This is a genomic window from Methylobacterium oryzisoli (assembly GCF_046557895.1).
Taxonomy (GTDB): domain Bacteria; phylum Pseudomonadota; class Alphaproteobacteria; order Rhizobiales; family Beijerinckiaceae; genus Methylobacterium; species Methylobacterium oryzisoli.
The window spans coordinates 128,639-141,235 of sequence record NZ_JBKIBX010000004.1 but is presented as its reverse complement, the minus strand read 5'-3'; the positions used below and the strand labels follow the sequence as shown (position 1 = coordinate 141,235).

Genomic DNA, 12,597 nt, shown 5'->3' with positions numbered 1-12,597 from the left:
TGAGGGTGGCGACGGTTTAGGATTGAACTCGATTGTAGAGCTACCAGCACAATGGTTTGAGTTTCATTCAGAACCGTCACACCCTCACGCGGGATCTTCGATCCCCTACCCCTCTCCCATTCGGGAGAGGGGATCCCGCGTTTATTGATGGCAGTACAGATCAGGCGGAAACCGTACGAGTCGTCGTCCGGTCCGGGCGCCAGCGTCCGGCGCGGAGCTGTAGGACGAAGCCCGGATCGGCCGAATGATCGAGCCGAAGGGAGTGCCGTCACCCGCGCCGGGCCGCCTCGATCGCCGCGACGTCGATCTTGCGCATGGTCATCATGGCCGCGAAGGCGCGTTTCGCCTCCTCGCCGCCCGCCGCCATCGCGTCGGTGAGCACGCGCGGCGTGATCTGCCAGGAGATGCCCCAGCGATCCTTGCACCAGCCGCAGGCGCTCTCCTGGCCGCCATTGCCGACGATCGCGTTCCACAGGCGGTCCGTCTCCGCCTGGTCATCCGTGGCGATCTGGAACGAGAAGGCCTCGTTGTGCCGGAAGGCGGGCCCGCCGTTCAGGCCGATGCACGGGATGCCGGCCACGGTGAAGGTGACCGTCAGCACGTCGCCCTCCCGTCCCGACGGGTAATCGGCCGGCGCTTGGTGGACGGCCCCCATCGCGCTCTCCGGAAAGGTCTCGACGTAGAAGCGGGCGGCCGCCTCGGCGTCCTTGTCGAACCAGAGACAGATCGTGTTCTTGGCGATCATGGTGAACTCCCCTCCCCCGGCGGGCGACCCGGCATCGCTGCCGGCCCGCATCCATCCTGGCGCAAGCCTCAATCCAACCATCCGGCGTCGGGCCTGCAAAGGGTCGCGATTACCATCCACCCCCTCGGCAACACTCGCCCGCGCGGCCGGTTGTCTGCCCATCTCGTCGCCGAGGGGAGAGGGACTTGCGCGATCCTGACGAAGCCGAGTGGGGTCGGCCCGACCTGGAGGTGCTCCTCGCTGCCGTCGAGGCTTCCGGCGAGGCGATCATCATCACCTCCGCCGACATCGATGAGCCGGGTCCGCACATCGAGTACGCGAATGCCGCCTTCGCGGCCATGACGGGCTACAGCGTGCAGGAGGTTCTCGGCCGCTCCCCGCGGCTCCTGCAGGGTCCGCGCACGGAGCGCGCCGTCCTCGACCGCATGCGCGCCGCCCTTGAGGCCGGGGAGGTCTTTCAGGGTGAGGCGATCAACTACCGCCGGGACGGCAGCACCTACGTGGTCGAGTGGCTGATCACCCCGGTGCGGAACGCCGAGGGCCGCATCGTCCACTGGGTGTCGGCGCAGCGCGACGTCACGGAGCGGCGCGCATTCGAGGAGCGGCAGGCCCTGCTGGTGCGCGAACTCCACCACAGGGTGAAGAACACGCTCGCGACCGTGCAGGCCGTGCTCAATGCAACCCTGCGCTCGGCCACGGGGCTCTCGGCGTTCCGGCAGGCCTTCACGGCACGGATCACGTCTCTGGCGAGGACCCATGCACTGATCACGGAGCACCACGCCCAGGCCGCCGATTTCCGGGACCTCCTGCGCGCCGAGCTCATGCCCTACGACGAGCCGGGGCGACCGCGCGTGGTGCTGCAGGGGCCTTGCATCCGTCTGTCCTCCGACCTGGCGGTGCCGATCGGAATGGCGCTCCACGAACTGACGACGAACGCGCTCCGCCACGGGGCGCTGGGCGACCCCGACGGCCGGCTGGAGGTGACGTGGTCGGTCGAGGACGGGCCGACGCGACGCGCGCTGCACTGGACTTGGAGCGAGCATGACGGGCCGCCCGTCGCCCTGCCGACGCGGGACGGGTTCGGCACGCAACTGCTGAATCGGGTGCTCACCCTGCAGATCGACGCGACGGTCGATGTCGCGTTCGAGGCCGATGGCCTTCGCGTGAAGGTCACGGTCCCGCTCCCGCCCACAGCGCCCTGAGCGCAGGGCTCGCGACGGAAGCCTCGGGACCGATCGGTCGGCTACCGATGCAGCCTAGCCTGCTGCTCCAGCGCCGCCTGCAGCGCGAGCGCGGCGGGGGCGAGGGTCCGTCCGGTCCGGGTGACGAGGCCCATCTGCCGCCGCATCAGCGGCTTTTCCAGCCGGCGCCAGACGAGGCCGAGCTGCGCCAGGAGGGGCAGCGTCAGGCGGGGCAGAGCGGTGATGCCGAGGCCTGCCGCCACGAGATGCCCGGTGGTCCCGAGGAAGGCGCAGCCAAAGAGCGGCGGAATCGCGAGACCGGCCTGCAGGAAGGCCGCGTCCGTCATCTGGCGGACGCTGCTGGTCGACGCCATGGCGACGAAGGGCCGGTTTCGGAAGACCGACCAGGGCAGCGCGCCCTCCCCGGCCAGCGGGTCGTCCGAGCGGCAGACCAGACCGAACTCGTCCGACAGCAGGGGGCGGTAGGTCAGCATTGCGTGCGGGCTCGGACGGATCGTCAGCCCGAGATCCGCCCGTCCCTGCGCGACGACGTCCAGAACGGATTCCGACAGCCCGTCCAGGATGGTCACCTCGACATCGGGGCGTCCCTCGCGGAAGCGCGCGATCGCGGGCGGCAGGAGGACGGCGGCGATCGACGGCAGCGCCGCCACCGCGATCTGGCCGCTCCGCCCCTCCACGAGCCGCGCCAGCTCGCTGGTGGCGCTGTCGAACTCGGCGGCCAGACGTTCCGCGATGCGCCGCAGGTCGAGCCCGATCGGCGTGAGGGCGACCTGGCGCGTCGTGCGATCGAAGAGGCGCTGACCGACCGCGCTCTCCATCTGCTGGATCGTCCGGCTGAGCGCCGGCTGCGACACGCCCTGCAGCCGGGCCGCCTCGCTGAAGCTGCCCGTCGTGGCCACGTGGAGGAAGGCCGCGAGCTGTTGGGGCGTGAAATTCATGCGCATCACGCATGAATTTATGAGTTGAATGCGCGTACGTCATGCATGAGTTTTCGCGCTCGTGCAGCCTGCCACTCAGAACAGCGGGCGCCGGGAGGAAACCGTGCTGGCTGTCCTAGGCTTCGCGACGATCGCGGTGTTTCTGTACGCGATCATGACCAAGCGCCTGTCGGTGCTGGTCGCGCTCATCCTCATCCCCACCATCGCCGGCCTGCTCGCAGGGGCCGGGCCGGGTCTCGGCAAGATGATGCTCGACGGCATCGGCCGGGTCGCGCCGGTCGGCGTGATGATCATCTTCGCCGTGCTGTATTTCGGGCTGATGCTCGATGTCGGCCTGTTCGATCCGATGATCCGGCGCCTGCTGCGCTTGGTCAAAGGCGATCCGATCAAGGTCGCGCTGGCCACTGCGGTGCTCACCATGGCGGTGGCGCTCGACGGCGACGGCGCCACCACGTTCCTCATCACCGTCTCGGCGATGCTGCCGCTCTACCAGCGGCTCGGCATGGATCGGCTGGTCCTCTCCGGGATCGTCGCGCTCGGCGCCGGCGTGATGAACATCCTGCCCTGGGGCGGGCCGACCGTCCGCGCGATGGCGGCGCTCAAGGCGGATTCCTCCGTGCTGTTCAATCCCGTCGTCCCGGCGATGGCGGTCGGCATCGTCTGGGTGCTGTTCGTGGCCTACATCCTCGGTCGGCGCGAGCGCGTACGTCTCGGCCGCCTGAGCCTCGACGGCACGACGGCGGGGCCGCAGCCGGTCTCCCTCTCGGCCGCCAGGAACACGCTGGCCGGCAATACGGTGGCCGATCTCCCGCTCGACGCCGAGGCCAGGCTTCCCGCCACCGAAGGCAAGGTCGCCCTGGAGCGGCCCTGGCTCTTCTGGTTCAACGCGGTCCTGACGCTGGTGCTGGTCGTCGCCCTGCTGATGGCATGGCTGCCGCTGCCCGTCCTGTTCGTCCTCGCCTTCGCGATCGCGCTCCCGGTCAACCATCCGAACTGGGACCAGCAGCAAAAGCACCTCGTGGCGCACGCGGTCAGCGTGGTCACGGTCTCCACGATGATCTTCGCCGCCGGCATCTTCACCGGCGTGCTCACCGGCACGAAGATGATCGACGCCATGGCCGCCGCCGCCGTGTCGGTGATCCCGCCCAGCCTCGCCGGCTACCTCCCGGTCATCGTGGCGGTCACCAGCATGCCGCTGAGCCTCGTGTTCACGCCCGACGCCTATTATTTCGGCGTCCTCCCGGTGCTGGCGCAGACGGCGTCGAGCCTCGGGGTCGACCCGGTGCTGGTCGGGCGCGGCGCGATCCTCGGGCAGATGACGACCGGGTTCCCGCTCAGCCCGCTCACCGCCTCGACCTTCATCCTGATCGGCCTGTGCGGGGTCAACCTGGGCGACCACCAGCGCTTCATCTTCCCCTGGGCCTTCGGGACCACCCTGGTGATGACCGCGGTCGCCTTCGCGACCGGGGTGCTGGGATGAGGGCAGCCGACCGATCCATGCCGAGGCGCACCGCAGGAGCGAGGCCGTGAAAACCATCAGAATCGGCGCCGGGGCCGGCTTCTCGGGCGACCGGATCGAGCCGGCCGTCGAACTGGCCGAGAAGGGCGACCTTCACTACCTCGTCTTCGAGTGCCTGGCCGAGCGCACCATCGCGCTCGCCCAGCAGGCCCGGATGCGGGATCCGTCCCACGGCTACGACCCGCTGCTGGCCGCGCGCATGCGCGCCGTGCTGGCACCCTGCCGGGCGCGGGGCATCCGGGTGATCACCAACATGGGCGCGGCCAACCCGCTCGCGGCCGCCGAGGCGGTGGCGGAGATCGCCCGGAGCCTGGGGCTGCGGGGCCTGAAGATCGCCGCCGTCACGGGCGACGACGTGCTCGGCGTCGTCGAGGCCGGCGCCTACACCCTCGACGACACGCCCGAGACCGTCGCCACCCTCGGCGACCGGCTGATCTCCGCCAACGCCTATCTGGGCGCCGGCCCGATCGTGCAGGCCCTGGAGCGGGGCGCCGACGTGGTCGTCACCGGCCGGGCCGCCGACCCGGCGATGTTCCTGGCGCCCCTCATCCACGAATTCGGCTGGTCGATGGAGGATTGGACGCGGCTCGGCCGCGGCACGGTGGTCGGCCACCTGCTCGAATGCGCCGGGCAGGTCACCGGCGGCTACTTCGCCGATCCCGGCTACAAGGACGTGTCCGACCTCGCGCGACTCGGCTTCCCCCTTGCCGAGGTGACCGAGGACGGCGCGGCGGTGATCACCAAGGTGCCGGGCTCCGGCGGCCGGGTGACGACGGCCACCTGCAAGGAACAGCTGCTCTACGAGGTGCACGACCCGGCGCGCTACCTGCAGCCGGACGTGGTCGCGGATTTCTCCGGCGTCACCGTGACGGAGGTCGGACCGGACCGGGTCCGGGTCGAGGGCGGCGACGGCCGGCCGCGGACCGGTACCCTGAAGGTCTCGGTCGGCTACCGCGACAGCTACGTCGGCGAAGGCCAGATCTCCTATGCGGGACCGGGCGCGGTCGCGCGTGGGCGCTTGGCGCTCGACATCGTCGCCGAGCGCCTGCGGATGACCGAGCTCTCGTGCAGGGACGTGCGCTTCGAGCTCATCGGCGTCGACGCGATCCTCGGCGCCGCGCTCTCGGCGGGGGCGGCGGAGCCGCGCGAGGTCAGGGTCCGGGTAAGCGGCCGGACGGACAGCCTCGCGGATGCCGTGGCGATCGGCAACGAGGTGGAATCGCTCTACCTCAACGGCCCGGCGAGCGGCGGCGGCGTGACGAAGGCGGCCCGCGAGATCGTCGGGATCCGCTCGCTGCTGCTGCCGGAGCACCTCGCGACGCCCGCCGTTCAGATCGTGGAGAGCTGAGATGCCGATTTCCCTGCGGGCGATCGCCCACGCGCGCACCGGCGACAAGGGCGATATTTCGAACATCGCGGTGATCGCCTACGACGCAGCGGACTACCCGCGGCTGGAGCGGCACGTCACGGCCGAGCGGGTGAAGGCCCACTTCGCCGACCTCGTCCGCGGCGAGGTGGTCCGCTACGCGCTGCCCGGGCTCGGGGCGCTGAACTTCGTGCTGCACGGGGCGCTGGGCGGTGGCGTGACGCGCTCGCTCGCGCTCGACGCGCACGGCAAGTGCCTCGCTTCCGCGATCTTGGATCTGGACCTCGCCGACGACTGACCGAGGCCGGGCGGCGCGTGCCGCGCCCCTGGACCTCGGCCCTGCCGGCCCCCTTCGGTCAGGCCGCCTGCGGCATCCCGTCGAGGAGCTTGTCGAGGGTGATCGGATAGTCGCGCACGCGGATGCCGGTCGCGTTGTAGACCGCGTTCGCCACCGCCGCGCCGACGCCGCAGATGCCGAGTTCGCCGACGCCCTTCGCCTTCATGGGCGAGGACATCGGGTCGGCCTCGTCGAGGAAGATCACCTCTTGGTGCGGGATGTCGGCGTGGACCGGCACCTCGTAGCCCGCGAGGTCGTGGTTGACGAAGAAGCCGCGCCGCGTGTCGACGGCCAGCTCCTCCATCAGGGCCGCGCCGGTGCCCATGGTCATCCCGCCGATGACCTGGCTGCGGGCCGATTTCGGGTTGAGGATGCGCCCGGCCGCGCAGACCGCCAGCATGCGCCGCACCCGAACCTCGGCCGTGTCGGCATCGACGCCGACCTCCACGAAATGCGCGCCGAAGGTCGATTGCTGCTGCGCCTTCGACAGGTCGCCGAACTCGATGGCATCCTCGGCCACGAGCTCGCCGCCCGCCGCAGCCTCCGCGAGCGGCACGGCCCGGTTGCCGGAGCGGACCTGCCCGTCCGCGAACTGCGCGTCGTTCGCGTTGAAGCCGAGCCGCTGCGCCACCGCCTCGCGCAGGCGCACGCAGGCGGCGTAGACCCCCGCCGTCGAGGAGTTGCCGCCGAACTGCCCGCCCGACCCGGACGAGACCGGGAAGCGGGAATCCCCGAGCCGCGCCACCACCCGGTCGAGCGGCACGCCCATCATCTCGGCGGCCGTCTGGGCGATGATGGTGTAGCTGCCGGTGCCGATATCCGTCATGTCGGTCTCGACCGTGACGAGGCCGTCGCGGCCGAGGCGCACCCGCGCGCCGGACTTCATCACGAGGTTGTTGCGGAAGGCCGCCGCCATCCCGTGGCCGACGAGCCACTGCCCGTCCCGGACCTGACCCGGCTTCGGGTTGCGCTTGGCCCAGCCGAAGCGCTCGGCGCCGAGCCGGAGGCAGCCGACGAGGTCGCGCTGCGAGAAGCGGCGCTCCGGCTGGTTCGGATCGACCTGGGTGTCGTTGCGGATGCGGAACTCCACCGGATCGAGCCCGAGCGACTCCGCCATCTCGTCCATGGCGACCTCCAGCACCATCAGGCCCGGCGCCTCGCCGGGGGCCCGCATCGCGTTGCCCTCCGGCAGGTCGAGATGGGCGAGCTTCATCGCGGTCAGGCGGTTCGCGCCCGCGTAGAGGAGCTTGGTCTGGTTCACCGCCGTCTCCGGGTCCCCGTCGGGCAGGTTGCCGGAGGTGCTCTCGTGGGCGATGGCGGTGATGCGCCCGTCGGGCGTCGCGCCGATGCGCACGCGCTGGATGGTGGCGGGCCGGTGCGTGGTGTTGTTGGCGATGAGCGGGCGGGTCAGCGCCACCTTGACCGGCCGCTTGGCCGCCCGGGCGCCGAGTGCCGCCAGCACCGCGTCGGCGCGCACGAACAGCTTGCCGCCGAAGCCGCCGCCCACGAAGGGCGAGTCGAGCCGGACGTTCTCCTTGGGGATGCCGAGGATCTTGGCGATGCTGCCGTGCCCCCAGGCGATCATCTGGTTCGAGGTCCAGAGCGTGAGCTTGTCGCCCTCCCAGGCCGCCACGGTGGCGTGCGGCTCCATCATGGCGTGGCTCTCGTCGGCGGTCGTGTAGGTCCGGTCGAGCTTGACCGGCGCCTGCGCGAAGGCCGCCTCGAAGTCGCCGACCCGCTCCACGCCGTCGCCGCCGCTGCCCTCGCCGCTGTCGCCCGGGACCGGCTCGGCGACCTTCGCCTCGGCGGCGAGGTCGAAGCGCCCCGCCTCGGGGGTGTAGTCGACCCGGACCAGGAAGGCGGCGGCCCGGGCCTGCTCGAAGGTCTCCGCCACCACCACGGCGATCGCCTGATGGTAGTGCTGGATCTCGTCGCCACCGAACAGGTAGGCGGCGTTCATCTTGCCGCGTTCGAGCCGGGGCGTGTCCAGCGTCGTCACCACCGCGAGAACGCCGGGCGCGCGCTTGGCCTCGTCGAGATGGATCGCGCGCACGCGCCCCTTGGCGATGCCGGCGCCCAGCACGTAGCCGTAGGCCTGGTTCGCCACGACGTCGTGGCGCTCGTAGGCGTAGGGCGCGGTGCCGGTGGTCTTGAACTTGCCGTCGATGCGGTCGGTGGGCCTGCCCACGACCTTGAGCTGGTCGATGGGGTTCTGGCCCGCGGGGGTGTCGAACTTCATGGGTCTCAGGCCCTCGCTTGGGTGAGCGCCGCGCCGAGGGTCCGCTCGGCGAGCTTCAGCTTGTAGGCGTTGTGGTGGGTCGGCTTGGCGTCGGCGAAGACCCGGTCGGTCACCGCCTTGGCGCCGCGCGGCAGGTCGGCTTCGGCGGCCTCGACGCGCCAGGGCTTGTGGGCCACCCCGCCGAAGGCCACGCGCCCGCTTCCGTCCTTGGCCAGGATCGCCGCCACCGAGACCAGGGCGTAGGCGTAGGAGGCGCGGTCGCGGACCTTGCGGTAGATGTGCGTGCCGGCCACGGGCTTGGGCAGCGTCACGGCGGTGATCAGCTCGCCGGGCTTGAGGGTCGTGTCGAGCTCCGGCCGGTCGCCGGGCAGGCGATGCAGGTCGGCGATCGGGATGCTGCGCGCGGCGCCCTTCCCGTCGGTCGTCTCGACGGTGGCGTCGAGCACGCGCATGGCCACCGCCATGTCGCCCGGATGGGTGGCGATGCAGGCCTCGCTCGATCCGACGACGGCGAGCGTCCGGCTGATGCCGTCGAGGGCGCCGCAGCCCGAACCGGGCTGGCGTTTGTTGCAGGGCTGCGCCGTGTCGTAGAAGTAGGGGCAGCGGGTGCGCTGCAGCAGGTTGCCGGCGGTGGTCGCCCGGTTGCGCAGCTGCCCGGAGGCGCCGGCGAGCAGCGCCCGGCTCAGCACCGCGTAGTCCCGGCGCACCCGCGGGTCGGCGGCGAGGTCCGTGTTGCGCACCAGCGCGCCGATGCGCAGGCCGCCCTCCGGCGTCGGCTCGATCGTGTCGAGCTTGAGCCCGTTCACGTCGACGAGGTGGGCCGGGGTCTCGATCTGCAGCTTCATCAGGTCGAGCAGGTTGGTGCCGCCGGCGATGAACTTCGCGTCCGGCATGCGGGCCACCGCGGCGGCGGCCTCAGCCGGCGTGCCGGGGCGCTCGTAGGTGAAGGACTTCATGCGCGCCTCCGGGTGCCTTGAGTTCCGGCGACTTCCGTCACCGCCTCGACGATGTTGGAATAGGCGCCGCAGCGGCAGATGTTGCCGCTCATGCGCTCGCGGATCTCGGCCTCCGTCACGGCGGGCGGCGCGGTGAGATCGGCGGTGACGTGGCTCGGGATGCCGGCCTTGATCTCGTCGAGCACCGCGACCCCGGAGCAGATCTGGCCGGGCGTGCAGTAGCCGCACTGGTAGCCGTCGTGCTTCACGAAGGCGGCCTGCATCGGGTGCAGGGCGTCCGGCTGCCCGAGCCCCTCGATGGTGGTGATCTCGCTGCCCTGGTGCATGATCGCGAGCGTCAGGCAGGCATTGATGCGCCGCCCGTCGACGATCATCGTGCAGGCGCCGCACTGGCCGTGGTCGCAGCCCTTCTTGGACCCCGTCAGGTGCAGGTGCTCGCGCGCCGCGTCGAGCAGGCTGGTGCGGGTGTCGAGGTCGAGTTCGCGCCGCTGGCCGTTCACCGTGAAGGCGACCTTCGCCAGCACCGGCTCGCCGGTCCGGGCGGGCGCCGCGCCCGCGGCCGAGGGAACGGCCGCCAGGGCGGCCGCGGCGGATGCTCCCACCATCACGTCTCTCCGATTCAGTTCGAGGTCTCCGGCTCGTCGCATCGCGGTCTCCGAACCTGTCATGACGGATGCTCGCTCCCCTGGTCCGCCGTCGCGGCGGCACGCCGGGGTAGAACACCCACACCTTGGATAGGGTCCAAGGTACGGCGGAGGGTCGCAACGACGAGGGGGCGCGGCCGAAGGGATCGGCGGTCAGGCTCATGGATCGGCCTGGCACCAGCAGTGCAGCCGGCCTTCTCCAGCATCAATCCGCCGCAGGTCGTCCGGGGGCGAGAGCTTTATCTGCTACCGTCTCGTGGGCATGCGCCGTTCGAGCAGACGACATGGAGCCTTATCCGCCTTACGAGTTCCTGCATCCGGACGATTGTGCCGATGCACCGGATCTCGACTGGGCCTTCCTGGCGGCACGCGCCCTGTTGAGCGGACCGGTCGATGCCGGCATCTCGGCCATCCTTGAGGCAGCCGGTCAGGCATCGGGGTCGGACCGGGCCTGGATGTTCGAGTACAACGCCGACCTGACGACCTTCCGCAACACCCATGAATGGTGCCGTCCCTTCATCCCGGGCTACGTCCAGGACCTGCAGGACGCCCCCGTGACGATGTTCGCGTGGCTGCATCGCCAGCTGATCACCGGCCGGGCCGTGATGGTCAGCCGCGTGGGGGGATTGCCGCGCACCGCCCGCAGCCTGAAGGCCGAGATGGTGCGGCAGGACGACAAGAGCATCCTGGCGGTGCCGATCGCCCATGACGGGCGCCTGCGGGCCGCGTTCGGCTTCGACGCCGTGCGCGACCACCGCCGCTGGTCCGGGGCCGAGGTCAAGGCGCTCTTCCGGTGCGCGGAGCTGATCGCGCTCGCGCGCTACGCGAGCCGGACCAGTCCGGAGCCGAACGGCGGGCCCGCGACCGCGCTGATCTACCTGCGCGGCAAGCGGGGGGTGCGGGGCGTCGATCCCGGCTCCATCGTGTGCCTGCGCTCGGCGCGCAACTACACGGAGGTGGCGCTCGCCGACGGCTCGTGGATCACCGACCAGAGGGCGCTCGGCCTGTGGACCAGCCTGCTGCCGCCGGCCTCCTTCGTGCGGGTCCACCGCACGGCGATCGTCAATCTCCGTCACGTCAGGGCGGTGGACCTCGATCCGCTCGGGGCCTGGACGGTCCAGCTGCGACATCTCTCCGGCGCCCTGCCGGTCTCGCGCTCCTGCCGGTCCGAATTGAGGGCCCGCCTCGGCCTGTGAGGCCGCGGCGCGCCGGACTAGCCCGCCGGGCTGAGGCCGTGCGCAGGGCTGCACCAGTACAGCGCCAGTCGAGCGGAGCCGGTCGCCGGGTCCGCGCCCGACGAGCCGCACCGTCATTCGTCCGCCCAGAACGTCGATTTGTCCGCGTCCCATTGCCAAGCTTGGCCGCGACGGTGAAACATCCTCGACGCAAGCAGACGCGCCGATGAGCGCGAGACCGGTCGACTGATCGACCGGCGGGGCCGAGAACATCCCAAGCAGAGACGACGGTCTCGTCTCATCATGTGACGGGGAGCTTTCGATGCGGCGCTGGCGTGCGTTCCTTCTCGTGTCATGCCTGATGACCGCGTCGGTTGGTCCGGCCGCGGCCTCCGACCTCGCCCTGCGCGACGCGGCGTCGATGACCGGCATGGCGCTCCACCTCGATTCCGGGGCGCCCGGACTGATCCTCGCCGTCGTGCGCGGCGACGACAGCCTCGTGCTGGGCTACGGCGAGACGGCGCCCGGCAGCGGGGTCCAGCCCGACGCGCGCAGCATCGTCCGGCTCGGCTCGGTCGCGAAGGTCTTCGCCACCGACCTGCTCGCGGCGCTCGCCGCACAGGGGCGGCTCGGCCTCACCGACCCGCTGGCCCGCTACGCGCCCCCGGGCGTGACCATCGGCAGCGCGAAGACCGGCGGGCGGGCGATCAGCCTCCTCGATCTCGCCACCCATGCGGCGGGCCTGCCCCGCGAACTGCCCGATCCCGCGATCGTGCCCGGCCCCGGCGGTGACCCGTTCTCGGTCTTCCGCCTGGGTTATTACTGGGACTGGCTGGCGGCCAACGGGCCGGCCTACCCGCCCGGCACGCACGTCCTCTACTCGAATGCGGGGTTCGGGCTGCTCGGCGACGCGCTCGCCCGGGCGGGCGGCAAGCCCTTCGGGACGCTCTTGGAGGAGGCCGTCACCGGCCCGCTCGCCCTGCGCGACACGGTCCTGCGCCTCTCCGAGGCGCAGGCGTCGCGGCTGATGGTCGGGCTCGATCCCTTCGGCAAACCGGACCCGAACGCGCCGGCGTCGCCGGCCATGGAGGCGAGCGGCGGCCTCTACTCGACCGCCGAGGACATGGTGCGGTGGATGCGCTGGCATCTCGCCGACGATCCGGCCGGGCAGGCCGCCCGCAGTCTCGCGCACGCCACGTGGCGCTCGCACGACGGCATGAAGGCCCTGGTCGGCGTCGAGGCCACCGAGGCCGACGGGATGGGGCTGGGCTGGATCGCGAGCCCGGCCGAGCACCGGGTGCCGGCGCTGCTCGGCAAGAGCGGCGGCATCGGCGGCTTCATGACCTACGTCGTGCTGTCGCCCAACCGCCGCCTCGGCATCTTCGTGGCGGTGAGCCGGGTCAACTTCTCGATGTTCGACGGCGTTCGCCGCGCCGTCCGCGAATTGGCGGCCGAACTGGCCGGCGGCCCGTGACC

The 12,597-nt window shown here is 71.3% G+C and carries 11 protein-coding genes; 6 read left to right on the top strand and 5 right to left on the bottom strand.

The genetic code is table 11. The annotated features are described in order from the left end of the window. Positions 1-268 precede the first annotated feature (268 nt). Positions 269-745 carry a VOC family protein gene (locus ACKUB9_RS06170; RefSeq protein WP_407520253.1) on the bottom strand — a complete coding sequence of 159 codons (477 nt, stop codon included), beginning with the start codon at positions 743-745 and terminating at the stop codon, positions 269-271. 185 nt (positions 746-930) lie between these two features. On the opposite strand from ACKUB9_RS06170, the gene ACKUB9_RS06165 reads away from it, so the two are divergent. Next, positions 931-1,947 (top strand): HWE histidine kinase domain-containing protein, encoded by a 1,017-nt coding sequence (locus ACKUB9_RS06165; RefSeq protein WP_407520251.1) that lies wholly within the window; start codon positions 931-933, stop codon positions 1,945-1,947. Positions 1,948-1,988: 41 nt separating this feature from the next. On the opposite strand, the gene ACKUB9_RS06160 is transcribed toward ACKUB9_RS06165, so the two are convergent. Then, the gene (locus tag ACKUB9_RS06160) at positions 1,989-2,885 is read right to left on the bottom strand and encodes a LysR family transcriptional regulator (protein ID WP_407520249.1); all 897 of its coding nucleotides are present in this window, start codon (positions 2,883-2,885) and stop codon (positions 1,989-1,991) included. A 103-nt stretch (positions 2,886-2,988) separates the two neighbouring features. Between ACKUB9_RS06160 and ACKUB9_RS06155 the strand changes: the two genes are divergently transcribed. From ACKUB9_RS06155 to ACKUB9_RS06145, 3 genes are read left to right on the top strand one after another with little or no spacing between them, the layout of a single operon-like run. Then, positions 2,989-4,365 (top strand): CitMHS family transporter, encoded by a 1,377-nt coding sequence (locus tag ACKUB9_RS06155; RefSeq protein ID WP_407520247.1) that lies wholly within the window; start codon positions 2,989-2,991, stop codon positions 4,363-4,365. A 46-nt stretch (positions 4,366-4,411) separates the two neighbouring features. Then, a complete protein-coding gene (locus ACKUB9_RS06150; RefSeq protein WP_407520245.1) occupies positions 4,412-5,752 on the top strand; it encodes an acyclic terpene utilization AtuA family protein in 1,341 nt (446 codons plus the stop codon). Between the two features lie 7 nt (positions 5,753-5,759). Next, complete coding sequence (locus ACKUB9_RS06145) at positions 5,760-6,068, top strand: AtuA-related protein (RefSeq protein WP_407520471.1); 309 nt, start codon at positions 5,760-5,762, stop codon at positions 6,066-6,068. Positions 6,069-6,126: 58 nt separating this feature from the next. Here the strand turns inward: ACKUB9_RS06145 and paoC are convergent, their stop codons facing one another. The 3 genes from paoC to paoA are packed head-to-tail and all read right to left on the bottom strand — an operon-like array spanning position 6,127 to position 9,907. Beyond that, positions 6,127-8,346: an aldehyde oxidoreductase molybdenum-binding subunit PaoC gene (gene paoC / locus ACKUB9_RS06140; RefSeq protein WP_407520243.1), complete on the bottom strand. Its 2,220-nt coding sequence runs from the start codon at positions 8,344-8,346 to the stop codon at positions 6,127-6,129. Between the two features lie 5 nt (positions 8,347-8,351). Then, positions 8,352-9,302 carry an FAD binding domain-containing protein gene (locus ACKUB9_RS06135; RefSeq protein ID WP_407520241.1) on the bottom strand — a complete coding sequence of 317 codons (951 nt, stop codon included), beginning with the start codon at positions 9,300-9,302 and terminating at the stop codon, positions 8,352-8,354. Then, entirely contained in the window at positions 9,299-9,907 is a 609-nt protein-coding gene (gene paoA / locus ACKUB9_RS06130; RefSeq protein WP_407520239.1) for an aldehyde dehydrogenase iron-sulfur subunit PaoA, read from the bottom strand. Before paoA ends, ACKUB9_RS06135 begins: the two co-directional genes overlap by 4 nt. A 323-nt stretch (positions 9,908-10,230) precedes the next feature. On the opposite strand from paoA, the gene ACKUB9_RS06125 reads away from it, so the two are divergent. Both ACKUB9_RS06125 and ampH read left to right on the top strand, forming a co-directional pair. Continuing rightward, positions 10,231-11,142: a GAF domain-containing DNA-binding protein gene (locus ACKUB9_RS06125; protein WP_407520237.1), complete on the top strand. Its 912-nt coding sequence runs from the start codon at positions 10,231-10,233 to the stop codon at positions 11,140-11,142. A gap of 301 nt (positions 11,143-11,443) precedes the next feature. Beyond that, positions 11,444-12,595 (top strand): D-alanyl-D-alanine-carboxypeptidase/endopeptidase AmpH, encoded by a 1,152-nt coding sequence (gene ampH, locus ACKUB9_RS06120; protein WP_407520235.1) that lies wholly within the window; start codon positions 11,444-11,446, stop codon positions 12,593-12,595. Positions 12,596-12,597: the final 2 nt, after the last annotated feature.

Coding starts and splice junctions, on each gene's coding strand:
- ACKUB9_RS06170 (WP_407520253.1), bottom strand. CDS start 745: ATGATCGCCAAGAACACGATCTGTCTCTGGTTCGACAAGGACGCCGAG.
- ACKUB9_RS06160 (WP_407520249.1), bottom strand. CDS start 2,885: ATGAATTTCACGCCCCAACAGCTCGCGGCCTTCCTCCACGTGGCCACG.
- paoC (WP_407520243.1), bottom strand. CDS start 8,346: ATGAAGTTCGACACCCCCGCGGGCCAGAACCCCATCGACCAGCTCAAG.
- ACKUB9_RS06135 (WP_407520241.1), bottom strand. CDS start 9,302: ATGAAGTCCTTCACCTACGAGCGCCCCGGCACGCCGGCTGAGGCCGCC.
- paoA (WP_407520239.1), bottom strand. CDS start 9,907: ATGGTGGGAGCATCCGCCGCGGCCGCCCTGGCGGCCGTTCCCTCGGCC.
- ACKUB9_RS06125 (WP_407520237.1), top strand. CDS start 10,231: ATGGAGCCTTATCCGCCTTACGAGTTCCTGCATCCGGACGATTGTGCC.
- ampH (WP_407520235.1), top strand. CDS start 11,444: ATGCGGCGCTGGCGTGCGTTCCTTCTCGTGTCATGCCTGATGACCGCG.